The organism is Pseudomonas sp. R3-52-08, assembly GCF_003851745.1.
Lineage (GTDB): Bacteria > Pseudomonadota > Gammaproteobacteria > Pseudomonadales > Pseudomonadaceae > Aquipseudomonas.
Genome location: NZ_CP027730.1, coordinates 2,813,583 through 2,840,334, shown reverse-complemented (window position 1 = coordinate 2,840,334; position 26,752 = coordinate 2,813,583). Strand labels below are relative to the sequence as shown.

The window sequence follows — 26,752 nt, the reverse complement described above, 5'->3', positions numbered from 1 at the left end:
ATGCAAGTTGCAAGAATTGCTTATAGAGAGCGGGCGTTATGCATTCCCTGTGGGAGGGGGCTTGCTCCCGATAGCGGTGTATTAGTTAAGCATTGACAAAATGACCCACCGCTATCGGGAGCAAGCCCCCTCCCACACTGAATTGGGCAAGGCTTGGAAGTACCGGTTTCGCGTAGATGAAGTTTTATTTAGGAAACATTCAGCAACTTCTTGGCAAAATGTCCGCACTTCTAGTGTGAACGCTCACCAGGTAATCCTATGACCCGCATTTTGACCATCGAGGATGACGCCGTAACGGCCCGCGAGATCGTCGCCGAGCTGAGTAGCCATGGACTGGACGTAGACTGGGTGGACAATGGCCGCGAAGGCTTGGTCCGTGCTGTGAGTGGTGATTACGATCTGATCACCCTCGACCGCATGCTGCCCGAACTGGATGGCCTGGCCATCGTCACCACCCTGCGCACCATCGGGGTGTCGACGCCGATCCTGATGATCAGCGCCCTCTCCGATGTCGACGAACGCGTGCGCGGCCTGCGCGCCGGCGGCGATGACTACCTGACCAAGCCCTTTGCGTCCGATGAAATGGCCGCCCGCGTCGAGGTACTGCTGCGGCGTAAAAGCACGGTCAAGGAATTCGAAACCGCGCTGCGCGTGGCCGACCTCGAATTGAACCTGATCAGCCGCGAAGCCAGCCGCGCCGAGCAGCCGCTGAGCCTGCTGCCCACCGAGTACAAGTTGCTGGAATTTCTGATGCGCAACACCGGGCAGATCCTGTCGCGGATGATGATCTTCGAGGAAGTCTGGGGTTATCACTTCGACCCCGGCACCAACCTGATCGATGTGCATATCGGTCGCCTGCGCAAAAAAATCGACCCACCGGGCCTGCCGCCGCTGATCCGCACGGTACGAGGCTCGGGCTATGTCATTGCTGAACCCCTCTAAGGGCTGGCGTTCTTCCAGCAGCCGCTTGCTGGCGCTGTACAGTTCGCTGTTCGTGGCGTGGAGCTGCATCCTCATGGGGGTCCTGTATTACGAGGTGTCGGGGTATCTGAGCGACCTGTCGCGCCATTCGCTGATGCAGCGCCAGCATTTGTTCCAGCATTTCGACGGAGAAGAACTGGTAGACGCACTGACCACCAGCATGACTTTCGACATGAAGGGCGTGGATGCCTATGGCCTGTTCGACGAGCAGTTTCGTCCCTTGAGCGGGCCGATCCGCGCAGTACCGCCCGACCTGCCCCTGGATGGCAAGATCCACGCCCTGGCCAACTGCGTCGACTCCGATGACCCGAAACTGCCCAAGGACAGCTGCGACGCCGTGGCCACCCACACCGAAGACGGCCGTTGGCTGGTGCTGGTGCGCGCCAACGGTTCGTTGTTCGGGGTGACCCGGATTATCTGGCATGCCCTGCTGTGGGCCGTGTCATTGACCATCATCCCTGGCGCCGCCGGCTGGCACCTGCTGCGCCGGCGTCCGCTGCGCCGCATTCGCGGGATCCAGGCGAGCGCCGAAGCCATCGTCGCCGGCGACTTGACGCACCGCCTGCCCCTGTCCGACCGGCGCGACGAGCTGGACATGCTCGCGGCCATCGTCAACGCCATGCTCGACCGCATCGAAAAGCTGATGAACGAGGTCAAGGGCGTGTGCGACAACATCGCCCACGATTTGCGCACCCCGCTGACGCGCCTGCGCGCGCAGCTGTACCGCATCAAGCAGCAAGCGGAGGAAGACTCGGCCCATGCGGTGAAACTCGATGACGCGATTGCCGAAACCGACACGCTGATGGCACGTTTTCGCGGATTACTGCGCATTTCCGAACTGGAAGACCACCAGCGTCGTTCAGGCTTTTTGCTGATGGACCCACTGCCGCTGTTACGCGAACTGCACGACTTCTACCTGCCCCTGGCAGAAGAAGGTGAGTTGGAACTGGTGCTGCAGACCCCGGATTCACTGCCCTGGATTACCGGCGACCGCGCCCTGTTGTTCGAGGCCCTGGCCAACCTGCTGAGCAATTCGATCAAATTCACCCCGCCCCAAGGCAAGGTGATCCTGCGCGCGGTCAATGACCTGGGCAGCACGCGGATCGACGTCCTCGACTCCGGGCCGGGTATTCCGACCGCCGAACGCGCTTCGGTGTTCCAGCGCTTTTACCGGGTCGATGAAAGTGATCAGCAAGGCGGCTTCGGCCTGGGCTTGTCGATTGTCGCGGCGATCATCAACCTGCACGGTTTCAAGCTGGAAGTCGGCACCAGCGAACTGGGCGGCGCACGGCTTGTGCTGGAATGCCGTCAGCAACTGATGCCGGAATAATTAACTGAATGAACACAGATCCAAATGTGGGAGGGGGCTTGCTCCCGATGAGGGTGTGTCAGCTACAGATAAACTGACTGACATACCGCAATCGGGAGCAAGCCCCCTCCCACACTAGCCTTTTCCACATTGCTACCAAGCCATTCTGTTCTACAGCACAGCCCCCATCGCCTTGATCAACACCGGGTCGCGCGCGTAAATATCCGGCGCGTACACCAGGCTGCCCTGGCGATCCACTTCCACCGTCCAATAGCCCAGCAGCACCGGTACCGGCGTGGCCAGCCTGAATTCATGGGTCACGCCGGTGGCCAGTAACTCATCGGTGCGCGTGCGCTCGGCCGGGCTGACCAGCAGGTCGCGCAATAACAACGGTTGCTCAACGCGCACGCACCCCGAACTGAACGCCCGTGGCCCCTTGGTAAACAGCGGCTGGCTCGGCGTGTCGTGCAGGTACACCGAATACGGGTTGGGAAAGCGCATCACGATCTTGCCCAACGGGTTACGCGGCCCTGCTTCCTGGCGCAGCAAAATATTGCCAGGGTGAGCCCAGTCGACCTGCTCGGGTGCCAGCGGGTGGCCTTCGGCGTCGAGCACTTGCAGGTTCTGCTGGCGCAGATATTCCGGGTTGAGGCGAATGGCCGGCAGCTTGTCCTCGCGCATGATGGTGGGTGGAATAGTCCACGTGGGGTTGAGGGTCAACCGCGTGATACGCGACTTGAGCAACGGCGTCTGGCGCTCGGCGCGGCCCACTTGCAGGCGGGTTTGCCACACCGGAATGCCGCTCTGGTACACGCTCAGTTGCGCGGCCGCGACGTTGACCACCACGCCTTCGGGCTCCAGGTCCTGGGCCAGCCAGCGGAACCGCTCGAGGTTGATGCGCAACTGGTCGCGGCGCATCGCCGGGCTGATATTCAGTTCAGCCACGGTGCCGGCGCCGATCACCCCGTCGGACTGCAAGGAATGGCTGAGCTGGAAGGCCTTGACCGCAGCGACCAACTCGACGCGGTACTGCTTGGCGCTGCCCTTGGGTTCCTGGGTCAGGTAACCGCCGCTGTAGAGCCGACGCGCCAGTTCCGGCACCCGTGGGTCTTCCATGCCGGGGCGCAACAGCGGCCCGTCGCCGACCGCCTCCCAATGCGGCAACGGCTGCTGGCGCACGCTGGAATAAGCGTTACGCAGGCTGCGATACAAATCCGCGCTGGGCCGCGCCTGGTCGAACGCCTGGGCCATGTCCCGCAGGCCGGTGGCGGCGAAGGCAAGCAACGCGGTGTTTGGATCGACGGCCGGCGGCTGGGCGTGCCACAGCGGTTCGAAGCGCGACTGCTGCAGGCGCCCGTAATGCAGGTCCTGCAGGGCTTGCAGGTATTGCTGGCTGACCGCGAGATCGCTGCACAGCACATTGGCCGTGGCATCTGCGGTGGGCAAGCTATAGTGGGTGGGGTCCAGGCCATCGTCGGCCAGCATCAGCAATTGGCTGTGCAAGGCTTGCCGGCGCGCGTCATCCGACCACAGCGGCGTGTCGCCCTGCTGCTGGTAAAAGGCTTGCAGACGCAATTGCGCGGTAGCATCGATATGCGGCGCGAGCTGCGGGCAGACACTGGGCAACTGCGCCAGCGCCTGTTGCAGCGGCGCCAGGTCAACCGGTGCAGGCGTCGTGACCGGCAATGGTTCCAGCGGCAGCGTTTCGGCTGTGGCGACCAGTGGTGTAACGAGCAGGCAAATGCTCAAGTAACATGCGTGTTTTTTGAACAATTGCTTAGCTCCACTCCACAGCGGGGAATCGACTGTAGATGCTGACTTTTATCCGCCGGCTCGGCATCACCAAGCTGGGCTTGATCACCGGGAGCCTGGCGTTACTGAGCAATGTTGCGCTCGCCGCCAATGGCCCCCCTCCTTCTTTGTATAGCAGCCTGGCGCGCTCGGCTCCAGAACTCAATCCCATCGTGCTCAAAAGCGCCTTGAACGCGGTGCAGTGCGCGGTCAGTAACGGTGAGGAACGTTCCGATCGCCTGGCAGTGATTGACTACTCCCAGCCCTCGACCGCCCGTCGGCTGTGGATCTTCGATCTGCGCAAAAAGACTTTGGTCCTGCGCGACCTGGTGGCCCACGGTGCCAAATCCGGTGAAAACTTTGCCACCGCGTTCTCCAATCTCGAAGGCAGCCACCAGTCCAGCCTGGGCCTGTTCCGCACCCAGGAAAGTTACCTCGGCACCCACGGCTACTCGCTGCGCATGGACGGCCTGGAGCCCGGTTTCAATGACCTGGCCCGTGACCGCGCCATTGTGATTCATGCCGCCGACTACGTCAGCCCGTTGTGGAGCAAGCGCGAAGGCCGTATCGGCCGCAGCCAGGGCTGCCCGGCAGTGCGCCCGCAAGTCGCGCGCCAAGTGGTGGACAAGCTCAAGGACGGGCAGTTCATGTTCTCCTGGTACCCCGACCAGCGCTGGTTGAAGTCTTCGACCTATCTCAATTGCAAACCCCAACAGGTGGCGAGTAGTCGTACAATCCGTGGCGGATAGCCTGTCCCCACAGATAAAAGAGAGCGTCGCATGCTTCTACATAAATCCACCTGGATCGAGATCGGGCAGTTTCTGGAGCGCAGCCGCACGGTGGTGATCCCCATCGGCTCCAACGAACAACACGGTCCCACCGGCCTGCTGGGTACCGACTGGATGTGCCCGGAAATCATCGCCGTCGAGGCGCAGAAGAACGCCGACATCCTGGTCGGCCCCACCTTCAATATCGGCATGGCCCAGCACCACCTGGGCTTTCCCGGCACCATCTCGTTGCGCCCCTCCACCTTTATCGCCGCGATCGGCGACTGGGTGCGCTCGCTGGCCGGGCATGGTTTCGACAAGATCCTGTTCCTGAACGGCCACGGCGGCAATATTGCCACTATCGAAGCGGCGTTTTCCGAGCTCTATGCCGAAGCCAGCTATGCCCGCCGCCCGGCCGGCTTCGCGCTGAAGCTGGTCAACTGGTGGGATTTGGAGGGCGTCACCGACCTGGCGCAGCGCCAGTTCCCGGTGGGCCATGGCAGCCATGCGACGCCGTCGGAGATCGCCGTGACGCAATGGGCCTATCCGGACTCGATCAAGTCAGCCGATTACGCGCCGAAAATCGCCAACACCGGGCCGATCCGCGAAGCACTGGACTTCCGCGCCCGCTTCCCCGACGGGCGCATGGGCTCGGACCCGGCATTGGCGACGGTGGAAAAAGGCGGTGAATTAGTGGCGTTGGCGGCGCAAGGGCTAGTCAAGGCGGTGAACAGCTTCAGCCACGAAGCAAAGCCCTGAATCGAACGCCATCCAAATGTGGGAGGGGGCTTGCTCCCGATAGCGGTGGGTCAGCTACAGTTTTGCTGACTGACACACCGCCATCGGGAGCAAGCCCCCTCCCACATTGTGGTCAGCGTGATCCTGGGATTACTGGCAATCCTGCGCCGCCTGCTCCAGCCGCGACGGCTTGAGTGCCGAAGCCAGGGGCTTGCGCTCATACAGGAACACCTTGGTGCCGTCCTGGGATTTGTAGGCTTCCAGCACATCATCGGCCGCGATCTTGCTGGTCAACAGCACCTTGGCGTGGCGTGAGTTCTGGGTCACGGTCGAGGTGATGCCGTGCTTTTCAAGCTTGGGCAAGACGCATTGCACATAGCCTTCAGGGGTCTTGGTGGTTTGCAGGGTCAGCGAGGGGGCATTGGGCGCCGTGATACAACCGGTCAGCAGCAGGGAAGCAAAGGCCAGGGCCGGGGCGAAAAAAGAGCGCATAAACATTCCTGAAAATAACAGATAGGTTTGCATCGGCCCGCGTATCAACCGGCGCGGACCAAGGCTTTTAGCGACGCATCGAACTGCTTCAAGGCATCTTGTTGTACATCTCGCTGCTGCTCGATCTGCGCGGCGATCTCAAGTGCTGACTTGTCATGCACCCACACCGACGGCACCTGCTTATCCACCGAGCCTTCGGCCTTGGCGATGTATTGCAGGTCGGCGTCATAGAACCGCGCGGTAAAGCGCGCCTCGACCACGTCATTACGCGGTGTCAGCAGCTGGCTATGGGTATCGAGCACCACCACCACGTCCGGATGCGCCTGCACCAAGTCATCCAGGCTGGCATAGACCGTGACCGAGACAAATGTGCCTTGCAGCGAGTGCATCAGCCAGTCGATGGCCAGTTCCGGATCGGAGCTGTTGACGAACGCCTCGCGAATGCGTGCATCCAGGGCATCCTTGGCGCCATTCAGCGCCATGGCGTGGTAGCGCTCGAGGTAGCTGAGGTTGTCGCGCGTGTTTTCGCTGTACAACACCCCCACCGACTGCGCGCGCTGCAGGGAGTCTACGCTAGCAACGAGTGGCAGCAAATGGCCTGTACGCAGCTCATCGGCAATCGCCGGGTTGGCCAGCACCGCAGTGCCGAGCATCAGGGTCATCAAAGCCAGCTGGATTATTGTCCTCATCGCGCAGTTCCTTGAGCAGCGTTTCGATGAGCGGATTCTGCGCCTTTGCCATAAAAACAGAACTTGTGATCCTTGATGGTGACTATCATTTGAACCGATAGTGTCAGGCAGCCCAGCCCCATAAAACCTATAAGGACCACGCCATGAAGCCTCACCAGAAAACCTTCGACCGCATCCGCGAAGCCGTATTGCCGGAGTTTCGCGAGCGGGTCGCCGATTACCTGGTCGAATATGAAAATGTGCTGCTGAACGAGGCCAGTGGCGCCGACGAGCAAGCCTCCAGTGCCCAACAGCTGCGTGGCTACCTGCGGGGCTTGAATACCACGCGCGTGCTGGGCATGGCGGACTGGGAAGACTTGGACCGGCGCGTCGCGCAAATCAACGAGAGCGCTACACCCCAGGGCGTGGCTGGTTGAGCCACGCCTGCACCGACGGCCTTTGCCACTGACGCCGCGCGTACGCCACCAGCTCGGCGGGCACCACGTCGCCGTTGAGGATCAGGCGATTGAGCATCAGCGCCAGGTCCACGTCGACGATCGACCAGCTGCCGAACAGGTAATCCGGGTTACCCGCCAGCAACCCCTGCGCCACGCTGATCAACTTGTCTGCCGCCGCGCCGGCCAGTGGCGACAAGGGCGGCATTTTCTGCCCGCAGAACACCACCAGCGTCGAACGCTCCTGGCGGATCGGCAGCAGGTCACTGCGCAGCCACGCTTGCACCTGCCGCGCCCTCGCCCGCTGCTGCAGGTCGACGGGGTAAACGCTCGTCTCGGGGTAGGCTTCGTCCAGGTATTCAGTGATTGCCGAGGATTCCGACAGGGAGAACTCGCCGTCCTCCAGCGTTGGCACCCGCTGGGTCAGTGACAACCGCGCATAATCCGTAGCCTGATGCTCGCTTGCACCCAGGTCCACCGACACGGTTTCAAATGCCAGGCCTTTTTCCTGCAGCGCGACGAACACCGACAGGGCATAAGGGCTGGTAAACAGCGAATCAACGTAGAGGCGCAGCGGACGGTGGCTCATGGACGAACTCCTTGAAATGAGGCCTAACGCTACGAGATCCGGGACGATAAAGACAATGCGCGGTTTTTATGGGGGCATTCCTGGTGGGAATAGTGCGGCCTGACAAAAAGCTGATTAAGCACACCGGAGCCTGTACCTTCCCGACGCGGCAAAGTGCCGATCAATGTTATATAATAACAAACCATCTTCGCCCAGCCTTGTGAACCGCCCCCCATGCCTGACGCTGTTGCGCTACGCCCACGCCTGCTTTCCATCGACGCCCTGCGCGGCTTGGTGATCCTGTTCATGTTGCTCGACCATGTGCGCGAAACCTTTCTGCTGCACCGCCAGGTGGGCGACCCGATGAGCATCGACACGACTGAGCCTGCGCTGTTTTTCAGCCGTACCCTCGCCCATCTGTGCGCGCCGGTGTTTGTGCTGCTCACAGGTTTGTCGGCCTGGCTGTATGGCCAGAAATACCAGGGCCGGCGCGCGGTGTCGGCGTTTTTGTTCAAGCGGGGTCTGTTTCTGGTGGTGTTGGAGTTCACGCTGGTCAACTTCGCCTGGACCTTCCAGTTGCCGCCCAGTGTGATTTACCTGCAGGTGATCTGGGCGATTGGCGTGAGCATGCTCGCCCTCGCCGCGCTGGTGTGGTTACCGCGCCCGTTGCTGATCACCCTGGCGCTGGCGATCATCGCCGGGCATAACTTGCTCGATGGCGTGCATTTCGCGCCCGGATCGGCCCTGCAGGTTGCCTGGTCGATCCTGCATGAGCGCAGTTGGATCGAGGTGGCAGGCACCCTGCGCCTGCGCGTGACGTACCCGGTGCTGCCGTGGATCGGCGTGATCGCCCTGGGCTACGGCCTCGGCCCATGGTTTGCGAATGCCGCCCTGCCCGCCGTGCGCCAGCGTTATTTGCTGCTGGCGGGTGCCGGTGCGTTGCTGGGTTTTGTGCTGTTGCGGGCGGCCAACGGCTATGGCGAAAAACCCTGGCAGGCCTATGACAGCGGCGTGCAGACATTGATGAGCTTTTTCAACATCACCAAATACCCGCCTTCGCTGTTGTTCCTGGCGCTGACGCTGGGCATCGGCCTGCTATTGCTGCTGGCATTCGAACGGGCCGGGCAGAAACGCTGGATCAGCATCCTTGCGGTCTTTGGCGCGGCGCCGATGTTCTTTTATCTGCTGCACCTGTATGTGCTCAAACTGTTGTATGTCGCTGCCGTCGCGTTGTTTGGGTTGAATCACGGCAATTACTTCGGTTTCGACAGCATGGGCGCTGTGTGGCTGGCGGCGTTCGCACTGCCCCTGGCGTTGTATCGGCCGGTGCGCTGGTTTGCCGGGCTTAAGGCGCGGCGCAGGGATATCACTTGGCTCAAATATCTTTGAGGCAATGACTCAGGGTCGTTGGAATTGGCGGCGTAGCACTTCGATTTGCTCACGGCGAACGCAACCCTGCAGATGATCATTGACCATCCCCATCGCCTGCATCAGCGCATACATCGTGGTCGGGCCGACAAAGGTCCAACCACGCTTCTTCAGCGCCTTGGACAATCGCACCGAAGCCGGTGACGTCGGGTTGGCCGTCCAGTACGCCATGTCCACCAGCGGCGGGCGCTCCTCGGGGCCGGGCTCGAAAGACCAGAGCCAGCGCGCCAGGGAACCGGTCTCGCTGACCAGCTCACAGGCGCGGCGCGCATTGTTGATCGTGGACAGGATCTTCGCCCGGTTTCGCACGATACCGGGGTCGTTCATCAAGCGTTCGATCTGCACCTCGCCGTACTGCGCCACCTTGTGAAAATCAAAGCCGTCGAATGCCTGCCGAAACTGCTCGCGCTTGCGCAAGATGGTGATCCACGCCATACCCGCCTGAAAACCTTCCAGGCAAATCTTCTCGTACAACTGGATGTCATCCGCCACCGGCACGCCCCATTCATGGTCGTGGTACTGCGGGTATTGCGGCGCGGCGTTGCGCCACGCGCACTGGGTGCGCCCGGTTTCGTCCGTTGTCAGCCCTGATGGGTCCATTTATCACCTCGCATGCCGAGCGCGGATGATACGCAAAAAAATTTGCGCCCCGTCAACCGCTCAAGCATCGCGGTTGCAGGCGCACTGGTCAGACCGGCGCCCCCCAACCGACGAATATTCGCTTGTGGTTTGAAAAAAACCGGGCGTAGACTGGCCGCGCACTGGACTTACCGGTAAGACCACAACAATTAAGCCCTGGAACCACCAGGGCACCGAATAGAGATCCTTCCCATGCTCAGATGGTGCTCGCGTTCGATTTTCCTGCAAGTCGTGATTGGCCTGATGCTCGGCGTCATTTGCGGCCTGGCCCTTCCCGAATTCTCCTCGCAACTCAAACCCCTGGGTGATGGCTTTATCAAGCTGATCAAAATGCTGATCGGCCTGATCGTGTTCTGCGTAGTGGTCAGCGGCATTTCCGGCGCCGGCGACTTGAAGAAAGTCGGGCGCATCGGCTTGAAGTCAGTGATCTACTTTGAAGTGCTGACCACCGTCGCCCTGGTGCTCGGCCTGATTATGGCCTTCAGCACCGGCATCGGCAGCGGCGCGAATATTCATCTGGAGCAACTGTCCTCCGCCGGCCTGAATGAACTGGCCGACAAGGGCCAGCACATTCGCGGTACCAGCCAGTTCCTGATGGACCTGATTCCCAACTCGGTGATCGGTGCCTTTGCCGAGAATAACGTGCTGCAGGTGCTGTTGTTCTCCGTGTTGTTCGGCAGCGCGCTGAACCTGGTGGGTGAAGCGGCTTCCGGGATCTCGCGGCTGATCAACGAACTGAGCCATGTGATCTTTCGCATCATGGGCATGATCGTGCGCCTGGCGCCGATTGGCGTGTTCGGCGCCATCGCGTTCACCACCAGCACCTACGGCCTGGACTCCCTGCAACACCTGGGCAGCCTGGTGGGCCTGTTCTACCTGACCTGCTTTGCCTTCGTCGGGCTGATCCTGGGCCTGGTGATGCGCCTTTCCGGGCTGCGCATGCTGCCGCTGCTCAAGTACCTGCGCGAAGAACTGCTGATCGTGATGGGCACGGCTTCCTCCGACGCGGTGCTGCCGCAGATCATGCGCAAGTTGGAGCATCTGGGTATCGGCAGCTCCACCGTTGGCCTGGTGATTCCTACCGGCTACTCGTTCAACCTGGATGGTTTTTCGATCTACCTGACCCTGGCCATCGTGTTTATCGCCAACGCCACCGGCACCCCGCTGTCGATGACCGACTTGCTGACCATCCTGCTGGTCTCGTTGATCACCTCCAAGGGCGCCCACGGCATTCCGGGCTCGGCGCTGGTGATTCTGGCGGCAACGCTTACGGCGATCCCGGCGATTCCGGTGGTCGGCCTGGTGCTGGTTCTGGCGGTGGACTGGTTCATGGGCATTGGCCGGGCCTTGACTAACCTGATAGGCAACTGCGTCGCTACCGTGGCGATTGCGCGCTGGGAAAAAGACATTGATATCCAGCGTGCCAACAAGGTGCTCGACGGCCAGCAGGGTTATGCGTTCCAGGCCAAGAAGCCGGTGGTGCCGGCGCATCAGGAGTTCTGAGGGCGACACAGGCCAATCTGGGAGGGATTTTGTGACTCACACACTGCTATCGGGGGCAAGCTCCCTCCCACATTTGTCCAGTGTCAGCCTGACAATTGTATTCGCAACATTAAGGAGATAACGACGTGATCAGCACCTCAACCGTCGTCAATTCAGTCGTGGAAAAACTGCGCGCCGCCCTGGCGCGCGGCCAGTGGCGGCGTGGGGAAATGCTGCCCGGCCAGCGTGAACTGGCCGAACAGATGGGCATCAGCCGCCCGAGCCTGCGTGAAGCGGTGATTGTGCTGGAAACCCTCGGCCTGGTGCGTTCCATGCCCGGCAAAGGCGTGGTGGTGCTGGAAACCAGTGTCAGCGGGCCGCAGTCGAGCGACGCGGTGGCGGATGCCAGCCTGGAAGACATCCTGCAACTGCGCTACACCCTCGAGCCCTTCATCGTCGGCCTGGTCGCCCAGTCCATCAGCAGCAAGGAAATCGGCCAACTGCGCCTGACCCTGATGGACATGCGCGAAGCCCTCGATGCCGACGATGCCGAAGCCGGCATGAACGCCTATATCGGCTTTCACGAAGAACTGTTCGCCCTGACCTCCAACCCGATTTTCCAGAACGTGGTGCAACAAACCAGCAACGCGCTCAAGCAAAGCGCCCAGGTGCTGCGCAATTCCCCTGAACACCTGGCCGAGCGCCTGCGCGAGAACGAGGCGGTGGTGCGAGCCATCCGTAACAAGAACAGCGCCCTGGCCAGTGCCGAAATGCGTCGGCACATCCTGCAGGAAGGCCTGCGCATGGGCATTCGCTTGAACATCCCGGACGACCATCTGGGCAGTTGATACTCTGGAGACCGGCCATGAACGCTCACGCGCTGCAACGCGACCCCCTCCTCCCCGCACTGCACCTGGTGGCGGGCAAAAAGCCCTCGGTGGATGACATCTATCCACGCCTGTTCGATGCGATCCTTGAGCAGCGCATCGCCCCGGCCAGCCGCTTTACCGAAGAAAGCCTGGGTGAAACCTTTGGGGTGAGCCGCAGTGTGATTCGTCGGGTGCTGGCCAAACTGTCCCACCAGCAAGTGATCATCCTGCGCCCCAACCACCGCGCCCAGGTGGCGGCGCCGGACGCGCACCAGACGCGGCAGATCCTCGAAGCGCGGCGCCTGACTGAAATTACTGTGGTGCAACTGGTGTGCGCCCAGGCCACCGGTGCACAGCTACGTCAGTTGCGGGAATTGATCAGCCGCGAACGCGACTGCATCGAGCGTGACCAGCGCGGGCCGGCGCTGCGTTTGTCGGGGGAGTTTCACCTGTTGTTGGCCGCCATCGCAGGCAATGGCCCGCTGACCCAGTTCCTCAACAGCCTGGTGCCGTTGACGTCGTTGGTGATTGCCCAATATGAAGCGAAAGCCTGCACGTATTGCGCGTGGCAGGAGCATGTGGCGATTGTGGATGCGATCGAGCAGCGCGACATAAACGCTGCGGTGGGCTTGATGACCCAGCATCTGGATCACCTGGAAAGCAAATTACTCAAACACCCTTGAGCTGATCGTTCCCTCGCTCTGCGTGGGAATGCCGCTGGGGACGCTCCGCGTCCCGACTGAGAGCGGGCGACGCGGAGCGTCACGGGAGGCATTCCCACGCAGAGCGTGGGAACGATCAGTGTGGGAGGGAGCAAGCCCCCTCCCACATGGGTACTACGAACGCATCACGCCGGCTGCAACACCGACTGACCGCTCAACGCCAGGTCCAGCAACTCACGGTTGGCCACCGCATACATGGCGTAGTCCGTGCCAACCGCCGCACGAATTTCCACCATCATTGCGCGCCAGCGATCAGCCATGTCCTGGTGCTGCTCAAGCCACAGGGCCACGCGGGCTTCCATGTCTTGTGGCGCGTCGGCCATTTGCAGTACCGAAATGGTGATCGCCCGTTGCTGCCAGTCCACGTCGTCGCGGAAGGCTTCGCGGGCCTGGGCCTGCCAGTTGTTGGCCACCGGCAGGTCGCTGATCTGCTGCAGGTACCACGGCAGGTCCAGGGCGCTGCCGACGGCGAAGTAGGCCTTGGCCACTTCGGCGGCGTCATGCCCGGTCACGTCGGCGGCTTCGATGATCGGCAGCAGGGTGTACAGGTGGGTCGTGCCTGCAACCATGCGCGCCAACAACTCCGGAACGCCGGCCTGGGTGTAGGCCTGGTAACGGTTCTGCCAGCCTTCACGGGTCGGGCCTTCCAGCAGTTCGTCGAGCTTGAGGCCCAGCGCCGCCAGGTGCGGACCGAAGTGCGCAGTGTCACGCCCGGCGTCCTGCTCGTTGCGACGGCTGCGCAGGAACCAGCGCGTGGCGCGACGGCCCAGGCGCATCAGCTCATCCATCAGCTCCAGTTGCACATCGGCGGACACCTGGTGATCCAGGGCTTCGATCTGACGGAACCAGTGCGGAAGGTGGAAGATGTCGCGCACGATCACATAGGCGCCAGCCACGTTCGCCGGGCTCATGCCGGTCGACTCTTTGAGCCGTTGAACGAAGGTGATGCCCATGTGGTTGACCAGGTCGTTGGCGATCTGAGTGCTGACGATCTCGCGCTTGAGGCGGTGACGACGCATGGCCTCGGAGAACTTGGCCACCAGGCTCGGCGGGAACGCGGTCTCCATGTCACGGGTCAGGTATTCGTCATCCGGTACCTGGGACTTGAGCAGCGCTTCCTTGAGATCGATCTTGCTGTAGGAAATCAACACCGACAGCTCTGGACGCGTCAGGCCCTTGCCCTCCGCGGCGCGCTCGGCGAGCTGCTCCTCGGTCGGCAGGTACTCGATGGCGCGGTCCAGCTTGCCACGGGCTTCCAGGTCGCTCATCAGGCGCTTGTACTCGGCGGCACGCTCGTAAGCCTTGCGTGCGGCCAGGGACAGGGCCTGGGTCTGCTTGTAGTTGTTGCCCAACACCAGGTTGCCGACTTCGTCGGTCATGCTCGCCAGCAACTGGTTGCGTTGCTTGTCGGTCATGTCGCCGGCCTGCACCACTTCGTTGAGCAGGATCTTGATGTTCACTTCGTGGTCGGAGCAGTCCACACCACCGGCGTTGTCGATGAAGTCGGTGTTGGAGCCGCCGCCATTGAGGCCGAACTCCACACGGCCCAGCTGGGTCATGCCCAGGTTACCGCCCTCGCCCACTACCTTGCAGCGCAACTCGTTGCCGTTGACGCGCAGCGCATCGTTGGCCTTGTCGCCCACATCCGCGTGGCTTTCGGTGCTGGCCTTGACGTAGGTACCGATACCGCCGTTCCACAACAGGTCCACCGGTGCCTTGAGCAAGGCGTTGAGCAGTTCGGTCGGGGTCAGCTTGTCGGCCTTGATGTCAAAGCGTTCTTTCATCTGTGGCGAGATGGCAATGCTCTTCGCGCTGCGCGAGAAGATACCGCCGCCTTCGGACATGATGCTGGTGTCGTAGTCGGTCCAGGCCGAACGCGGCAGTTCGAACAGGCGCTGGCGCTCGACGAAGCTGGTTGCCGGGTTCGGGTTCGGGTCGATGAAAATGTGCAGGTGGTTGAAGGCCGCGACCAGTTGCAGCTTGTCGGACATCAGCAAGCCGTTACCGAACACGTCACCGGCCATGTCGCCGACGCCCACCACGGTGATGCTGTCTTCCTGCACATTGATGCCGCGCTCACGGAAGTGACGCTGCACGCCGACCCACGCGCCCTTGGCGGTGATGCCCATTTTCTTGTGGTCGTAACCGGCCGAACCGCCGGAGGCGAACGCGTCACCGAGCCAGAAGCCGTAGTCGATGGCGATGCCGTTGGCGATGTCGGAGAAGGTCGCAGTGCCCTTGTCCGCCGCCACCACCAGGTACGGGTCATCGTCGTCATGGCGCACAACATTGGCCGGCGGTACCAGGGCGCCGTCTTTCAGGTTGTCGGTGATGTCCAACAGGCCGGAAATGAAGATGCGGTAGCAGGCGATGCCCTCGGCCGCGATCTCATCACGGCTGCCGCCCAACGGCAGGCGGCGCGGCAGGAAGCCGCCCTTGGCGCCCACCGGCACGATCACCGAGTTCTTCACTTGCTGGGCTTTTACCAGGCCGAGCACTTCGGTACGGAAGTCTTCTTCACGGTCGGACCAGCGCAGGCCGCCACGGGCCACGTTGCCAAAGCGCAGGTGCACGCCTTCGACGCGTGGCGAGTAGACGAAGATTTCAAACTTCGGCACCGGCTTGGGCAGCTCGGGGATTGCATGGGGGTTGAACTTGAAGCTGAAGTACGACTTGTTCTGGCCGTTGGCGTCAGACTGGTAGAAGTTGGTGCGCAGGGTGGCCTTGATCAGGTCGAGGTAGCGACGCAGGATGCGGTCTTCGTTGAGCACCTGAACGTCGTCCAGGGCGCTGAGGATCGCTTGTTCCAGGCGTTGCTGCTTGTCTTCCAGGTCATCGGCGGTGAGCTTGCGCGCCAGGTAGAAGCGGGTCTTGAACAACCGGGTCAACTCGCGGGCGATGTCGGTGTGGTTGTTCAGGGTACTGGCGATGTAGCCGAGGTCGAAGCCCAGGCGGATCTGCTTCAGATAACGGGCGTAAGCGCGCAGCAGCGCCACGTCACGCCATGGCAGGCCGGCGGTGAGCACCAGGCGGTTGAACGCATCGTTCTCGGCATCGCCGTGGACGATATGCACGAACGCGTCCTGCAGGGTGTCGTTGAGCTGCTGGATATCCAGGTTCACGCCTTCGGCGGCGATGAACGCGAAATCATGGATCCAGAACTCACGGCCGTTGGCGTGGCGCAGGCGATACGGGAACTCACCCAGCACGCGCAGGCCGAGGTTCTCCAGGATCGGCAGCACGTCGGACAGCGCCAGCGGGGTGTCGGCGTGATACAGCTTGCAATGCAGCTCGCGCTGGCCGGAAACCTGGCCCAGCGGCTGATAGAAGCTCATCACCAGCGGGTTGGCTTCGGTGAGGCTGAGCAGATGCTGCATGTCGACCACGGCCGAGTGCGCGGCGAAACGCTCGCGGTAGCCGGCCGGGAAACCTTTCGGGAAGTCCGCCAGCACATTGGTGCCGTGGGCTTCGCCGAAGCTTTCCACGACCAGGCTGGCGTAGTCGTCCTGCCAGCTGCGGCAGGCCTGCACCACTTCTTTTTCCAGCTGCACCGGGTCGATGTCCAGGCGATTCTTCGGGTCAACCCGCAGGATCAGCTGCACACGGGCCAGCACGGATTCGGAGAAGAAGGTCCAGAATTCGCAGTCCGAGGCTTTCAGGCGATCCATCAGCACTTGCTGGATTTTCTGGCGCACTTCGGTGGAATAGATGTCACGCGGCACGTAGGCCAGGCAGTAGCAGAAACGGCCGTACGGGTCTTTGCGCAGGAATACGCGGATCTTGTTGCGTTCCTGGATCTGCACGATCGACATCACCGTGCTGAACAGCTCATCGACCGGGGTCTGGAACAGGTCGTCACGCGGCAGTACTTCCACCACCTGGGCCAGTTCTTTACCCAAGTGCGCCTTGGCCTGGAAGCCCGAGCGGCGCTCGATTTCCGCGACCTTGCGGCGGATGTAAGGGATCACCCGCACGCTTTCGCCGTACACCGAGGAGGTGTATAGGCCCATGAAGCGGTGTTCCTTGATGACCTTGCCGTCGGCGCTGATCTCGCGGATCGACACGTAGTCCGGATAAGCCGGGCGGTGCACACGGCTGGGGTGTGCAGCCTTGGCGAACGACAGCACGGTCGGTTCGCGCAGGTAGGCCACGGCGTAGTCTTCGATGCGCAGGTCTTCGGCGGTGAGGCCGGCGCGCAGCAGTTTGGTCAGACCGAGGAAAGAGCTGGCGTCATATTCGATATGACCGCCGTCCGCCTCGTCACGTACCACGAACTCTTCGTAGCCAAGGAAGGTGAAATGGTTGCCCACCAGCCATTCGAGGAAGTTCTTGATCTCGGCTTTTTCTTCGCCGTCGATCACGAATTCACTGGCGTCGACACCGGCCAGCAGGTCCTGGACCTTGGCTTTCATCGGCTCGAAATCGGCCACGGCCACGCGCACTTCGCCCAGCACCTGCTCGAGCTCTTTGCTCAACACATTCAATTCGGCGGCGTTGGCGCAGCGGTCGATCTCCAGGTACATCAGCGATTCTTGCAGGATGCCTTCGCCCTGGGTGCCCTTGGGCAGGATTTCCAGCAGCTCGCCCTTGCTGCCACGGCGCACGCTGAGCACGGTGGTTTGCAGGGTGTGGATGCTGTAGCCACGGCGGTTGAGCTCGGTACGTACCGAGTCCACCAGAAATGGCAGGTCATGGTGCAGCACTTCAACCGCGGTGTGGGTCGACTGCCAGCCATGACGTTCATAATCGGGGTTGTAAACCCGCACTTGCGGTTGGGTGTGGTCGAAGCGCTCAAGCAGGCGCCAGGCAGACAGGGTGCAACCGGCCAGGTCGGAAAGGCGACGCTGGGTCAGTTCGTCCAGGGAAATGATGCCGAAGAATTGCTCAGCGAACAGCGCCACTTGTGGCAGTGCCTGTTCACTGATGTGCTGCGCCAGTGCCGCTTGCAGTTGGTGCTGGAAGTCGGCCTTGCTGGCTGCGGTGAAGAACGCCATCTGTGGTACTCCGCTTGGGCTTGTTATTGATGGAAGCGTCGCGTGTTATCCCCTTGCGGGGAGACCGTCAGCTCTGTTCTGGTAGTGATGACAAGCACCATAAACGAATCAGAGTGACAGGTGGGTGAAGCTGGACAAGACAGTCAGGTCACATACAACTTCCACAAGATGCTCACCGCGCCGGGTGACGGTACGACGGGCAGGTCAGGCGCCTGGCACGGGGCATATCCGTTGCGCAGCTTAACGAGTGTAGGAAGCCGGCTGCTTGCGGTGCTGCGACATATTCGGTCATCGGTAAGCAGGTGTGGGGTTGCGACTTGGGCAACCGGCAATATTCAGGCCCGCCAGTATCAAAAATGACTGCTTTGGCCCGCCAGGTCATGCACTCGGTCTGACACACAATGCAGCATAAAATTCGCCGCAATGGCACAATCACCCGGCGCAAACGCCCTCCTCCACACAGGATTCCCCATGCTGCAGCTGAAAACCGACGCCTTGATGGTCACCCCGTGCGACGACGAAGAAGACAACATGGCCATGCTCTGCTGCCACGGTAAGAACGGCGAGATGTTCATGCTGAGCCGGTATCCGGATGAAGACGAGGTGGAACTGACCTGGGATTACGAGCCTTCGACCCTGGATGGGCTGAAAGTCACCTTGGGCGACACCAGCTTATTGATCGAACTGGCGGCCGGCGATGCGGATGCTCTGGGGGGCAAGGATCAGTTGCAGATCACCCACGCCACGGCCGCCTCCGACCTGGCCGAAGTCGAAGAAACCCTGCAGAACATCCTCAAAGGCACCGGCACCTACATCCGGGCTTAAGACCACCAGAAACCAAATGTGGGAGGGGGCTTGCTCCCGATGACAGTGTGTCAGGCACTTCTATATGACTGGCCCGCCGCAATCGGGAGCAAGCCCCCTCCCACATTGACGGCCTTCACAACAGAAAGCGCACCACCTACACAAATTTCCTACAAGTTTTGCCAAAAATACCCGTCACGCCGTTAGTCGCCGCACCCCACGATGCATTAAAGTAAGCGCCCCAGGCCGGTGTTTTTCCCTGACACCCGGGCTCATCTTTCCAGGAACCGTCATCGATGGAACATCGTGAAGCGCTGCTTGCGCTGCGAACCTTTCTTTCTACGCAGATTCTCGGCCAGGAAAAACTCATCGATCGCCTGCTGATCGCCCTGCTCGCCGACGGCCATATGCTGGTCGAAGGCGCGCCGGGCCTGGCCAAGACCAAGGCGATCAAAGAGCTGGCCGAAGGTATCGAAGCGCAGTTCCATCGTATCCAGTTCACCCCCGACCTATTGCCCGCCGACATCACTGGCACCGAAATCTATCGCCCCGAAACCGGCAGCTTCGTCTTTCAACAGGGGCCGATCTTTCACAACCTGGTGCTGGCGGACGAAATCAACCGCGCACCGGCCAAGGTCCAGTCGGCGCTGCTCGAGGCCATGGCCGAGCGCCAGGTCAGCGTAGGCCGCAGCACCTACGAGCTGTCGCCGCTGTTTCTGGTGATGGCCACGCAGAACCCCATCGAGCAGGAAGGCACCTACCCCCTGCCGGAAGCCCAGCTCGACCGTTTCCTGATGCACGTCAAGATCGGCTTCCCGGATGCCGCCGTCGAACGGCGCATCCTGCAACAGGCGCGTGGCGAAGCGCTCAACGGCGAAACCAAGCCCGAGCGCCGCGTCAGCCAACAGGCGATCTTCGCCGCGCGTAAGGAAATCCTCGGCCTGTACATGGCCGATGCGGTGGAGGAATACCTGGTGCAGTTGGTCATGGCCACGCGCACCCCGGCCAAGTTCGACCCGGAAATGGCCGAGTGGATTGCCTACGGCGCCAGCCCGCGCGGCTCCATCGCCCTGGACCGTTGCGCGCGCGCCCACGCCTGGCTGGCCGGCCGCGACTTCGTCAGCCCCGAAGACATCCAGGCGGTGCTGTTCGACGTGTTGCGCCACCGCATCATTCTGTCGTTCGAGGCCGAAGCCGCAGGCGTTGACCAGGACCGCGTGGTGCAACGCATTCTTGACGTCGTTGCCGTCGCTTGAAGTCGATGAACGCGAGCGCGGGTATCCACGTCACGCTCAGTGAGCTGATCGAGATGCGCCATCGCGTGCGTGAAGTGCAATTGTTCTCCACCCCCGGCCAGCGCAGCCCGTTGATCGGCCTGCACCACTCCAAGCTACGCGGGCGCGGTGTGGATTTTGACCAGGTGCGCGTGTACCAGGCCGGGGACGACGTGCGCACCATCGATTGGCGTGTGACCGCCCGCACCCAGGAGCCCCACACCAAGCTGTTCCACGAAGAACGCGAGCGGCCGATTTTCATCATGGTCGAGCAAAGCTGCCGGCTGTTTTTCGGCTCGGGGCAGATGTTCAAGTCGGTGCTCGCCGCACAAGCCGCCAGCCTGATCGGTTGGGCCGCGCTGGGGCATAACGACCGCGTGGGCGGCCTGGTGTTCGGCGACAGCGAGCACTACGAAATCAAACCCCGGCGCAGCAAGCAAAGCCTGCTGCAACTGCTTAACCGCCTGGTGCGGGTCAACCAGAGCCTGAACACCGAAAGCCTTCCTGAAGCCGACGCGCTGGGCATGGCCCTGCGCCGCGGCCGCGAAGTGCTGCGCCCCGGCAGCCTGGGCATTGTGATCTGCGATGAACGGGCGCTGACTGAAGGCGCCGAGCAGCAACTGAGCCTGTTGTCGCGCCATTGCGATTTGCTGCTGCTGCCCATCTCCGATCCGCTGGACCACGCCCTGCCCGCCGCCGGGCTGCTGCGCTTTGCGCAACGGGGCGCGCAACTGGAACTCGATACGCTCAATTTCGATTTGCGCCAGGCCTACAAGGCCCAGGCTGAAGCACGCATCGCCCGCTGGGAGTTGCTGGCGCAAAAGCTGCGCGTCTTGTTGATGCCGTTGAGCACCCAGAGTGAAATGGTCGAGCAACTGCGCGAATACCTCAACCCACAGCGCCCGGTCAGAAAACAATGAGCAGCCTTGACCAACTGCAACCGCTGATCGCCCCGCCAGCCATCGGCTTCTGGCCGCCCGCGCCGGGCTGGTGGCTGTTGTTGCTGCTGCTCCCGATGCTGGGCTGGGGCCTGTGGTGGCTACGCCGTTTCCTGCCCGCGCGCCGCCCCGTGGCCCGCGCCGAACAACCGCTGGACCCGCTGCGCATTGCGGCCCTGGCCGAGCTGGCGCTGATGCCCAAACCCTATGACGGCGCGCCCGCCGGAGCGTGGCTGCAGCAACTCAATGGCTTGCTCAAGCGCCTGTGCCGCAACGACTACCCCTACAGCCAAAGCCACACCCTCAACGGCCGCAAATGGCTGGCGTTCCTCGATAACCGCTGTCCCGCCGCCGGCCTCACGCGCTGGATGGTGCTGGTCGAAGGCGCCTACAAGCCCGAATGCAAACTCGACGACAAGGCCATCGCTGGCCTGACCCAAGCCGTCGACACCTGGATTCGCAAACATGTTTGAGTTCGCCTGGCCTTGGATCTTCACCCTGTTGCCGTTGCCGTGGTTGATGCGCCTGGTCCTGCCAGCGGCCGACAGTGGCGAACCCGCGTTGAAAGTCAGCTACCTCAACGACCTCGAACACCTGGCCCGGCGCCGCGCTCGGGTGAACCTGCCGGGCTGGCGCCAGCAGGCACCGTTCGTGGTGCTGTGGCTGTTGCTGTTGACCGCCGCCGCCCGCCCGGAATGGCTCGGCGAGCCGCTGCCAATTGCCGCCAGTGGCCGTGACTTGCTGGTGGCGGTGGATGTCTCCGGCTCCATGGATTTTCCCGACATGCACTGGCAGGACGAGGACGTCAGCCGCCTGGCGCTGGTCCAGCACTTGCTCGGGGATTTTCTCGAGGGCCGTGAAGGCGACCGCGTAGGCCTGATCCTGTTCGGCAGCCAGGCTTACCTGCAAGCACCGCTGACCTTCGACCGACGCACCGTGCGCACTTGGCTGGATGAAGCGCGCATCGGCATCGCCGGCAAGAACACCGCCATCGGCGACGCCATCGGCCTGGCCTTGAAACGCCTGCGCCAGCGCCCGGCGCAAAGCCGCGTGCTGATCCTGGTGACCGACGGCGCCAATAACGCCGGGCAAATCGACCCACTCACCGCCGCGCGCCTGGCCGCTGAAGAAGGCGTGAAAATCTACCCGATCGGCATCGGCGCCGACCCTGAGCAAACCGGCTCCCTGGGCATTCTCGGCGTGAACCCGAGCCTGGACCTCGACGAACCGGCGCTGAAGGCCCTCGCCGAGGCGACGGGCGGCCAGTATTTCCGCGCCCGCGATGGCAACGAGCTGGAACAGATCAAGACCACCCTCGACACCCTCGAGCCCGTCGAACAGCAGCCCACTCAGGCCCGCCCGGCCCACGCGTTGTACAGCGGCCCGCTGGCCCTGGCGCTGCTTCTCAGCCTGTTGCTGGTGGTGCACGAACGCTGGCCGAACAACGCCTTGCAGCGGCTGTACACCAAACTGTCGAGCAAGGGCATGTTCCTGCCACAGAGCCCGGAATGGCGCCAGCGCCTCAAGCGCCTGCGCTTGCGGAGGCGTCGATGATCGCTTTGTGGCCGCACTGGTTGCGCCCCTGGTGGCTGTTGCTGCTGCCGCTGCTCGGCTGGTTGCTGTGGCAACTGTGGCACCGGCAAAAACGCGCCGGGCGCTGGCAGCTCATCCTGCCCCAGGCCTTCCATGCCACGCTGCTCAGTGGCGGCAACGGCCGCGAAAGCAAATCGCCCTGGGTGGTACTGGGCATCGCCTGGCTGCTGGCGTTGCTGGCGCTGCTCGGGCCCAGTTGGCAACGGGTTGAACAACTCAGCCAGAAGCCTTCCGACCCGCTGGTGGTGCTGCTGGAGCTCACCCCGCAAATGCTCGCTACCGACAGCCCGCCCAACCGTCTCGAACAGGCGCGGCGCAAGCTTTATGACTTGCTGCAGGCGCGCACCGATGCGCAAACCGCCATCATCGTGTATGCCGGCAGCGCCCACACCCTGGTGCCGCTGTCGGATGACCTGGCCACCAGCCGTAACCTGCTTGAAGCGCTGCGCCCCTCGATCATGCCCGCGCCTGGCCACCGCGCCGACCTGGCCGTGGAAAAAGCCCTGGCCCTGCTCAAGCACGGCGGCCTCGGCCAGGGGCGCCTGCTGCTGATCGGCTCCTCGCTGTCCAAACAGGAGCGCCAGGGTATCCGGTTGCTGTTGCAAGGCAGCCAGGCGCCGAGCTTGTCGATCCTCGGCATCGGCAGTCGTGAAGGCACGCCAGTCACCCAGGAAAGCGGCGAATTCCTCAAGGACGAACAGGGCGCAATCCTGATCCCGCGCCTCGACAGCCCGACCCTCAAGGCGTTCGCCAGCGAAATGGGCGGCCGCTACCGGGCTGCGCGCCTGGACGAAAAGGACCTGCGCCAACTCGGCGTACTTGACCCGCCCCAGGCCTTGCGCGACGACGGTCAACTGCTGCGCCTGGACACCTGGGCCGACCAGGGTTACTGGCTGCTCCTGCCGCTGCTGCTATTGGCCGCCTGCGCCGGGCGTCGCGGCTGGCTGTTCTGCCTGCCGCTGCTGTTGATGGTCGCACCGCAGCCCAGCTATGCCTTCGAATTCCAGGACCTGTGGCTGCGTCCCGACCAGCAAGGCCAGTACCTGCTGAAGAAAAAACGCCCGGCCGAGGCCGCCGAACGCTTCCAGGACCCGCAATGGCAAGGCGTGGCCCTGTACGAAGCCGGTAACTATGCCGAAGCCATCAAGCGTTTTGCCCAGGGTGACAACGCCTATGCCCACTACAATCGCGGCAATGCCCTGGCCCGATCGGGTGAGCTGGAAGCCGCGATCGATGCCTACGAACAGGCGCTGGAAGCCCAACCCGATCTGCAGCCGGCCCTGAAGAACAAGGCGCTGGTGGAAAACCTGCTGCGCGAACAAGCCCAGCCTGAGCCCGACGAACCCGAAAAAAACCAGGATGACGAAACCACCCAACCCGGCCAAACTGCGCAACCGGGCGCCGACGGACAAAATGCCCAGGGTGGCGAACAATCCACCCAGGGTCAGGGCCAAGCCGCCAACGGCGCCACCGACACCGCGGGCTCGCCGCCAACCGACGGTAACGAAGTGCCAGGCAGCGAGCTCGGCGACGAGCAAACCACCACGCCGCCGCTACGCCCCGCCGATGCCAGCCTTGAGGGCGAACATCGTCAGGCGTTGGAGCAATGGCTGCAACAGATCCCGGACAACCCCGGTGAACTGCTGCGACGCAAATTCTGGTACGAACAGCAACAACATCAGGACAAGACTCGATGAGCCGCCGCACCACCCTTCTGCTCTTGCTCGCTTTGTCGGCAGGCCACGCCCAGGCGGCGAACCTGATCGCCAGCGTCGACCGCAGCCGCCTCAACTCAGGGGAAACGGTGGAGCTGACGGTGGAATCCAGCGACGTGACCCAGTTCGGCAAGCCCGATCTGTCGCCCCTGGATGCGCAGTTCGAAGTCAGCGGCACGCGCCAGATCAACCAGCTCACCACCCTGGGCGGCGATAACCACGCGACCACGCGCTGGATCATCACCCTGCTGCCCCGGGAAAACGGCACCGTGGTGATCCCGCCGCTGCAGGTGGGCGACCTCAAGACCCAGCCGATCACCCTGCAAGTGCTGGAAACCGCCAGCCAGAACACCAGCGCCGAACTGGCACCGGTGTTCGTCGAAGCCAACCTCGACCAGACCAGCGTTTACGTGCAGGCCCAGGCCCTGCTGACGGTGCGCGTGTATCACTCGGTGTCGCTGTATGACGACAGCAGCCTCACGCCCCTGCAAATCCCCGACGCACGGGTCGAGCAATTGGGCGAGTCGCGCACCTATGAAAAAGTCATCAACAGCATCCGCCATGGCGTGATCGAAACCCGCTACGCGATCTATCCGCAGCACAGCGGGGCCTTGGCGATTGGGGCGCAGACCTTCAGCGCGACCCTGGTGGAGTCGCGCCCTCCCCAGGAGAACACGCTGCAGGGCACCAAGCCGGGCAAGCTGATCCACGCCAGCTCAGCGCCGCTTGCGCTGACGGTCAAGCCCAAGCCCGAGTTCTACCCCGCCGACACGCCGTGGTTGCCGGCGCGCAGCCTGAGCCTGGACGAAGCCTGGAACCCGGTGCCCGAACATGTGCAGGTCGGTGACTCGCTGACGCGCAGCCTCACGGTCAAGGTCGAGGGCCTGTCCAGCGCGCAACTGCCGGCGCTGCCCAGTACCGACGTCAACGGCCTGCGGCGCTACCCGGACCAACCGGTATTGGCCAACCAGACCAGCGACCGTGGCCTGATTGGCAGCCGCGAAGACCGCGAGGCACTGGTGCCCACGCGAGCCGGTGCGCTGGAACTGCCCGCCGTGGAAGTGGTGTGGTGGAACACCCACGAAGACCACCTGGAACGCACCAGCCTGCCGGCCCGCACCCTGCAAGTGGCGGTCAACCCGAGCCTGGTGGTGGACACCCCCGCCACGCCGACCGTCATCACCGCGCCGGATGACGAACGCCTGTGGCTGTGGCAGCTCAGCACCTTGCTGCTGGCCTGCACTACCCTGCTGGGCTTCGGCCTGTGGTGGCGCGCCCGCCGCCAACCCGCCGTGCAACGCGCCGCGCAAACCGGCCCCAGCCCGCGCACCCTGCTCGACGACCTCAAGCGCGCGACCCAGGCCAACGACCCCCACGCCACCCGCCAGGCCCTGGATGCCTGGGCCCGCCAACAACCGGAAACCCTCGCCGACATGGCCGCGCGCTTCGTGCCGCTGTCGGATGCGTTGGACGGGCTGAACGGCGCGTTGTACAGCGAAAGTGGCCAGTATTGGCTGGGTGAAGACCTGTGGCGCGCAATCAAGGCCATCCCCGTGGCGGAGCGCGTACAAGACCCGGCCACCGATACCACCAGCCTGCCGCCGCTCTACCCCAAATAGCCCAGACACCACGCAAGCAACTGTCAGAGATCGTTCCCACGCTCCCGCGTGGGAATGCAGCCCGTGACGCTCTGCGTCACGGGCTGCTTGGCGGGACGCGGAGCGTCCCAGGAGCCATTACCACGCAGAGCATGGGAACGATCAATAGCGGTGTGTCAGTCAACACACCTGTCACTGACACACCGCTATCGGGGGCAAGCCCCCTCCCACAGTTGGCCTGCATCGCCTGCTGGACATGCATTGTTAAGGGCCAGCAATCCATATCGCTTTAATTTGCAGGACGTTTCCTAGACAATCCTTCGGCCTTGCGCCTGCTCAACCCACTGGCTAGCCTTCGCTTCGTCGCTGCATATCAGCGATCGGGTGTGAGATCCCGTGTATTAGCAGGCGCCATGCGCTACGACCGTCTATGGCGGCTATGTGCGGGCAGGCTTTGGTCTGGCCGGGTCCTGCTTTCCGGTATCTCACCCCGCACATAGCTGCCACCTTTTGACGTGTGAGATCGGCAAAAGAATGGCTCCCAATCCAAGCAGGAGCTTCACGCATGAACAAACTCGTCCCCGATCCCCCCTTTCCGATTTTTGTCGCCCACGAAGACCTGAGCTTCGAGGACGCCATCGCCAGCATTGCCTCGCTATTACGTTGCGCCGCCACTACCGCAACGCAGACCGCTGAAGACCTCAACGGCGCCCAACGTGACATGGCCTGCTCCACCGCCCACCTGATTGACATGGCCCGCACCCTGGCGGACCGAGCCTTGGAGTGCCTGCAACCCCAGGCATAACGCCCCCCCCTGTGGAGCGCGGCTTCAAAGATCGTTCCCACGCTCCCGCTTGGGAATGCAGCCCGTGACGCTCTGCGTCACCTGTGTGCAGTAGCGGAACTTGCAGCGCCTGGCGGGACGCG

23 protein-coding genes are annotated in these 26,752 nt (G+C 62.7%); 17 read left to right on the top strand and 6 right to left on the bottom strand.

Features of this window, described 5'->3' with window-relative positions:
- Nucleotides 1-258 precede the first annotated feature (258 nt).
- Nucleotides 259-942 (top strand): response regulator transcription factor, encoded by a 684-nt coding sequence (locus tag C4J91_RS12950; RefSeq protein WP_122539638.1) that lies wholly within the window; start codon nucleotides 259-261, stop codon nucleotides 940-942.
- Entirely contained in the window at nucleotides 920-2,311 is a 1,392-nt protein-coding gene (locus tag C4J91_RS12945; protein WP_124362693.1) for a HAMP domain-containing sensor histidine kinase, read from the top strand. The genes C4J91_RS12950 and C4J91_RS12945 overlap by 23 nt, the downstream gene beginning before the upstream one ends.
- 150 nt (nucleotides 2,312-2,461) lie before the next feature.
- Here the strand turns inward: C4J91_RS12945 and C4J91_RS12940 are convergent, their stop codons facing one another.
- Nucleotides 2,462-4,063 carry a murein L,D-transpeptidase gene (locus tag C4J91_RS12940; RefSeq protein ID WP_124362692.1) on the bottom strand — a complete coding sequence of 534 codons (1,602 nt, stop codon included), beginning with the start codon at nucleotides 4,061-4,063 and terminating at the stop codon, nucleotides 2,462-2,464.
- Between the two features lie 38 nt (nucleotides 4,064-4,101).
- Here C4J91_RS12940 and C4J91_RS12935 point away from each other — a divergent pair, with 38 nt between their 5' ends.
- Nucleotides 4,102-4,830 carry a murein L,D-transpeptidase catalytic domain family protein gene (locus tag C4J91_RS12935; RefSeq protein ID WP_124362691.1) on the top strand — a complete coding sequence of 243 codons (729 nt, stop codon included), beginning with the start codon at nucleotides 4,102-4,104 and terminating at the stop codon, nucleotides 4,828-4,830.
- 30 nt (nucleotides 4,831-4,860) lie between these two features.
- The gene (locus C4J91_RS12930; RefSeq protein WP_124362690.1) at nucleotides 4,861-5,607 is read left to right on the top strand and encodes a creatininase family protein; all 747 of its coding nucleotides are present in this window, start codon (nucleotides 4,861-4,863) and stop codon (nucleotides 5,605-5,607) included.
- Between the two features lie 129 nt (nucleotides 5,608-5,736).
- Here C4J91_RS12930 and C4J91_RS12925 read toward each other — a convergent pair whose 3' ends face one another.
- Both C4J91_RS12925 and C4J91_RS12920 read right to left on the bottom strand, forming a co-directional pair.
- A complete protein-coding gene (locus tag C4J91_RS12925; RefSeq protein ID WP_124362689.1) occupies nucleotides 5,737-6,078 on the bottom strand; it encodes a hypothetical protein in 342 nt (113 codons plus the stop codon).
- Nucleotides 6,079-6,122: 44 nt separating this feature from the next.
- Nucleotides 6,123-6,767, bottom strand: a complete 645-nt coding sequence (locus C4J91_RS12920; RefSeq protein ID WP_124362688.1) for an ATPase — start codon at nucleotides 6,765-6,767, stop codon at nucleotides 6,123-6,125.
- 143 nt (nucleotides 6,768-6,910) lie between these two features.
- Between C4J91_RS12920 and C4J91_RS12915 the strand changes: the two genes are divergently transcribed.
- Nucleotides 6,911-7,183, top strand: a complete 273-nt coding sequence (locus C4J91_RS12915; protein WP_124362687.1) for a hypothetical protein — start codon at nucleotides 6,911-6,913, stop codon at nucleotides 7,181-7,183.
- On the opposite strand, the gene yfcF is transcribed toward C4J91_RS12915, so the two are convergent.
- Complete coding sequence (gene yfcF, locus C4J91_RS12910) at nucleotides 7,158-7,790, bottom strand: glutathione transferase (RefSeq protein ID WP_124362686.1); 633 nt, start codon at nucleotides 7,788-7,790, stop codon at nucleotides 7,158-7,160. The two genes, C4J91_RS12915 and yfcF, sit on opposite strands and share 26 nt — an antisense overlap.
- A 213-nt stretch (nucleotides 7,791-8,003) precedes the next feature.
- On the opposite strand from yfcF, the gene C4J91_RS12905 reads away from it, so the two are divergent.
- Nucleotides 8,004-9,158 carry a DUF1624 domain-containing protein gene (locus tag C4J91_RS12905; protein WP_124362685.1) on the top strand — a complete coding sequence of 385 codons (1,155 nt, stop codon included), beginning with the start codon at nucleotides 8,004-8,006 and terminating at the stop codon, nucleotides 9,156-9,158.
- A 9-nt stretch (nucleotides 9,159-9,167) separates the two neighbouring features.
- On the opposite strand, the gene C4J91_RS12900 is transcribed toward C4J91_RS12905, so the two are convergent.
- On the bottom strand, nucleotides 9,168-9,797 hold the full coding sequence (locus tag C4J91_RS12900) for a DNA-3-methyladenine glycosylase I (RefSeq protein ID WP_124362684.1): 630 nt from the start codon (nucleotides 9,795-9,797) through the stop codon (nucleotides 9,168-9,170).
- 231 nt (nucleotides 9,798-10,028) lie between these two features.
- On the opposite strand from C4J91_RS12900, the gene C4J91_RS12895 reads away from it, so the two are divergent.
- The 3 genes from C4J91_RS12895 (at nucleotide 10,029) to C4J91_RS12885 (ending at nucleotide 12,870) form a co-directional block, all read left to right on the top strand.
- Nucleotides 10,029-11,339: a C4-dicarboxylate transporter DctA gene (locus C4J91_RS12895; protein ID WP_124362683.1), complete on the top strand. Its 1,311-nt coding sequence runs from the start codon at nucleotides 10,029-10,031 to the stop codon at nucleotides 11,337-11,339.
- A gap of 125 nt (nucleotides 11,340-11,464) precedes the next feature.
- Nucleotides 11,465-12,166 (top strand): FadR/GntR family transcriptional regulator, encoded by a 702-nt coding sequence (locus tag C4J91_RS12890; protein WP_124362682.1) that lies wholly within the window; start codon nucleotides 11,465-11,467, stop codon nucleotides 12,164-12,166.
- Nucleotides 12,167-12,183: 17 nt separating this feature from the next.
- The gene (locus C4J91_RS12885; RefSeq protein ID WP_124362681.1) at nucleotides 12,184-12,870 is read left to right on the top strand and encodes a GntR family transcriptional regulator; all 687 of its coding nucleotides are present in this window, start codon (nucleotides 12,184-12,186) and stop codon (nucleotides 12,868-12,870) included.
- Between the two features lie 164 nt (nucleotides 12,871-13,034).
- On the opposite strand, the gene C4J91_RS12880 is transcribed toward C4J91_RS12885, so the two are convergent.
- Nucleotides 13,035-17,903 (bottom strand): NAD-glutamate dehydrogenase, encoded by a 4,869-nt coding sequence (locus C4J91_RS12880; protein WP_124362680.1) that lies wholly within the window; start codon nucleotides 17,901-17,903, stop codon nucleotides 13,035-13,037.
- A 471-nt stretch (nucleotides 17,904-18,374) separates the two neighbouring features.
- Between C4J91_RS12880 and C4J91_RS12875 the strand changes: the two genes are divergently transcribed.
- The 8 genes from C4J91_RS12875 (at nucleotide 18,375) to C4J91_RS12840 (ending at nucleotide 26,630) form a co-directional block, all read left to right on the top strand.
- Nucleotides 18,375-18,728: a hypothetical protein gene (locus C4J91_RS12875; RefSeq protein ID WP_124362679.1), complete on the top strand. Its 354-nt coding sequence runs from the start codon at nucleotides 18,375-18,377 to the stop codon at nucleotides 18,726-18,728.
- Nucleotides 18,729-19,003: 275 nt separating this feature from the next.
- On the top strand, nucleotides 19,004-19,963 hold the full coding sequence (locus C4J91_RS12870) for a MoxR family ATPase (RefSeq protein WP_020301524.1): 960 nt from the start codon (nucleotides 19,004-19,006) through the stop codon (nucleotides 19,961-19,963).
- A 5-nt stretch (nucleotides 19,964-19,968) separates the two neighbouring features.
- Entirely contained in the window at nucleotides 19,969-20,901 is a 933-nt protein-coding gene (locus C4J91_RS12865) for a DUF58 domain-containing protein (protein ID WP_124362678.1), read from the top strand.
- Nucleotides 20,898-21,392, top strand: a complete 495-nt coding sequence (locus tag C4J91_RS12860; RefSeq protein ID WP_124362677.1) for a DUF4381 domain-containing protein — start codon at nucleotides 20,898-20,900, stop codon at nucleotides 21,390-21,392. The genes C4J91_RS12865 and C4J91_RS12860 overlap by 4 nt, the downstream gene beginning before the upstream one ends.
- Nucleotides 21,385-22,473 carry a VWA domain-containing protein gene (locus C4J91_RS12855; protein WP_124362676.1) on the top strand — a complete coding sequence of 363 codons (1,089 nt, stop codon included), beginning with the start codon at nucleotides 21,385-21,387 and terminating at the stop codon, nucleotides 22,471-22,473. Before C4J91_RS12860 ends, C4J91_RS12855 begins: the two co-directional genes overlap by 8 nt.
- The gene (locus C4J91_RS12850; RefSeq protein ID WP_124362675.1) at nucleotides 22,470-24,209 is read left to right on the top strand and encodes a tetratricopeptide repeat protein; all 1,740 of its coding nucleotides are present in this window, start codon (nucleotides 22,470-22,472) and stop codon (nucleotides 24,207-24,209) included. Before C4J91_RS12855 ends, C4J91_RS12850 begins: the two co-directional genes overlap by 4 nt.
- Complete coding sequence (locus C4J91_RS12845; RefSeq protein WP_124362674.1) at nucleotides 24,206-25,846, top strand: BatD family protein; 1,641 nt, start codon at nucleotides 24,206-24,208, stop codon at nucleotides 25,844-25,846. The genes C4J91_RS12850 and C4J91_RS12845 overlap by 4 nt, the downstream gene beginning before the upstream one ends.
- A 544-nt stretch (nucleotides 25,847-26,390) precedes the next feature.
- A complete protein-coding gene (locus C4J91_RS12840; RefSeq protein ID WP_124362673.1) occupies nucleotides 26,391-26,630 on the top strand; it encodes a DUF6124 family protein in 240 nt (79 codons plus the stop codon).
- The last annotated feature ends 122 nt before the right edge of the window (nucleotides 26,631-26,752 follow it).

What these genes read in the sequence shown, in the direction of transcription:
- C4J91_RS12950 (WP_122539638.1), top strand. Translation starts at nt 259, where the DNA reads ATGACCCGCATTTTGACCATCGAGGATGACGCCGTAACGGCCCGCGAG.
- C4J91_RS12945 (WP_124362693.1), top strand. Translation starts at nt 920, where the DNA reads ATGTCATTGCTGAACCCCTCTAAGGGCTGGCGTTCTTCCAGCAGCCGC.
- C4J91_RS12935 (WP_124362691.1), top strand. Translation starts at nt 4,102, where the DNA reads ATGCTGACTTTTATCCGCCGGCTCGGCATCACCAAGCTGGGCTTGATC.
- C4J91_RS12930 (WP_124362690.1), top strand. Translation starts at nt 4,861, where the DNA reads ATGCTTCTACATAAATCCACCTGGATCGAGATCGGGCAGTTTCTGGAG.
- C4J91_RS12925 (WP_124362689.1), bottom strand. Translation starts at nt 6,078, where the DNA reads ATGCGCTCTTTTTTCGCCCCGGCCCTGGCCTTTGCTTCCCTGCTGCTG.
- C4J91_RS12920 (WP_124362688.1), bottom strand. Translation starts at nt 6,767, where the DNA reads ATGAGGACAATAATCCAGCTGGCTTTGATGACCCTGATGCTCGGCACT.
- C4J91_RS12915 (WP_124362687.1), top strand. Translation starts at nt 6,911, where the DNA reads ATGAAGCCTCACCAGAAAACCTTCGACCGCATCCGCGAAGCCGTATTG.
- yfcF (WP_124362686.1), bottom strand. Translation starts at nt 7,790, where the DNA reads ATGAGCCACCGTCCGCTGCGCCTCTACGTTGATTCGCTGTTTACCAGC.
- C4J91_RS12905 (WP_124362685.1), top strand. Translation starts at nt 8,004, where the DNA reads ATGCCTGACGCTGTTGCGCTACGCCCACGCCTGCTTTCCATCGACGCC.
- C4J91_RS12900 (WP_124362684.1), bottom strand. Translation starts at nt 9,797, where the DNA reads ATGGACCCATCAGGGCTGACAACGGACGAAACCGGGCGCACCCAGTGC.
- C4J91_RS12895 (WP_124362683.1), top strand. Translation starts at nt 10,029, where the DNA reads ATGCTCAGATGGTGCTCGCGTTCGATTTTCCTGCAAGTCGTGATTGGC.
- C4J91_RS12885 (WP_124362681.1), top strand. Translation starts at nt 12,184, where the DNA reads ATGAACGCTCACGCGCTGCAACGCGACCCCCTCCTCCCCGCACTGCAC.
- C4J91_RS12880 (WP_124362680.1), bottom strand. Translation starts at nt 17,903, where the DNA reads ATGGCGTTCTTCACCGCAGCCAGCAAGGCCGACTTCCAGCACCAACTG.
- C4J91_RS12875 (WP_124362679.1), top strand. Translation starts at nt 18,375, where the DNA reads ATGCTGCAGCTGAAAACCGACGCCTTGATGGTCACCCCGTGCGACGAC.
- C4J91_RS12870 (WP_020301524.1), top strand. Translation starts at nt 19,004, where the DNA reads ATGGAACATCGTGAAGCGCTGCTTGCGCTGCGAACCTTTCTTTCTACG.
- C4J91_RS12865 (WP_124362678.1), top strand. Translation starts at nt 19,969, where the DNA reads ATGAACGCGAGCGCGGGTATCCACGTCACGCTCAGTGAGCTGATCGAG.
- C4J91_RS12860 (WP_124362677.1), top strand. Translation starts at nt 20,898, where the DNA reads ATGAGCAGCCTTGACCAACTGCAACCGCTGATCGCCCCGCCAGCCATC.
- C4J91_RS12855 (WP_124362676.1), top strand. Translation starts at nt 21,385, where the DNA reads ATGTTTGAGTTCGCCTGGCCTTGGATCTTCACCCTGTTGCCGTTGCCG.
- C4J91_RS12850 (WP_124362675.1), top strand. Translation starts at nt 22,470, where the DNA reads ATGATCGCTTTGTGGCCGCACTGGTTGCGCCCCTGGTGGCTGTTGCTG.
- C4J91_RS12845 (WP_124362674.1), top strand. Translation starts at nt 24,206, where the DNA reads ATGAGCCGCCGCACCACCCTTCTGCTCTTGCTCGCTTTGTCGGCAGGC.
- C4J91_RS12840 (WP_124362673.1), top strand. Translation starts at nt 26,391, where the DNA reads ATGAACAAACTCGTCCCCGATCCCCCCTTTCCGATTTTTGTCGCCCAC.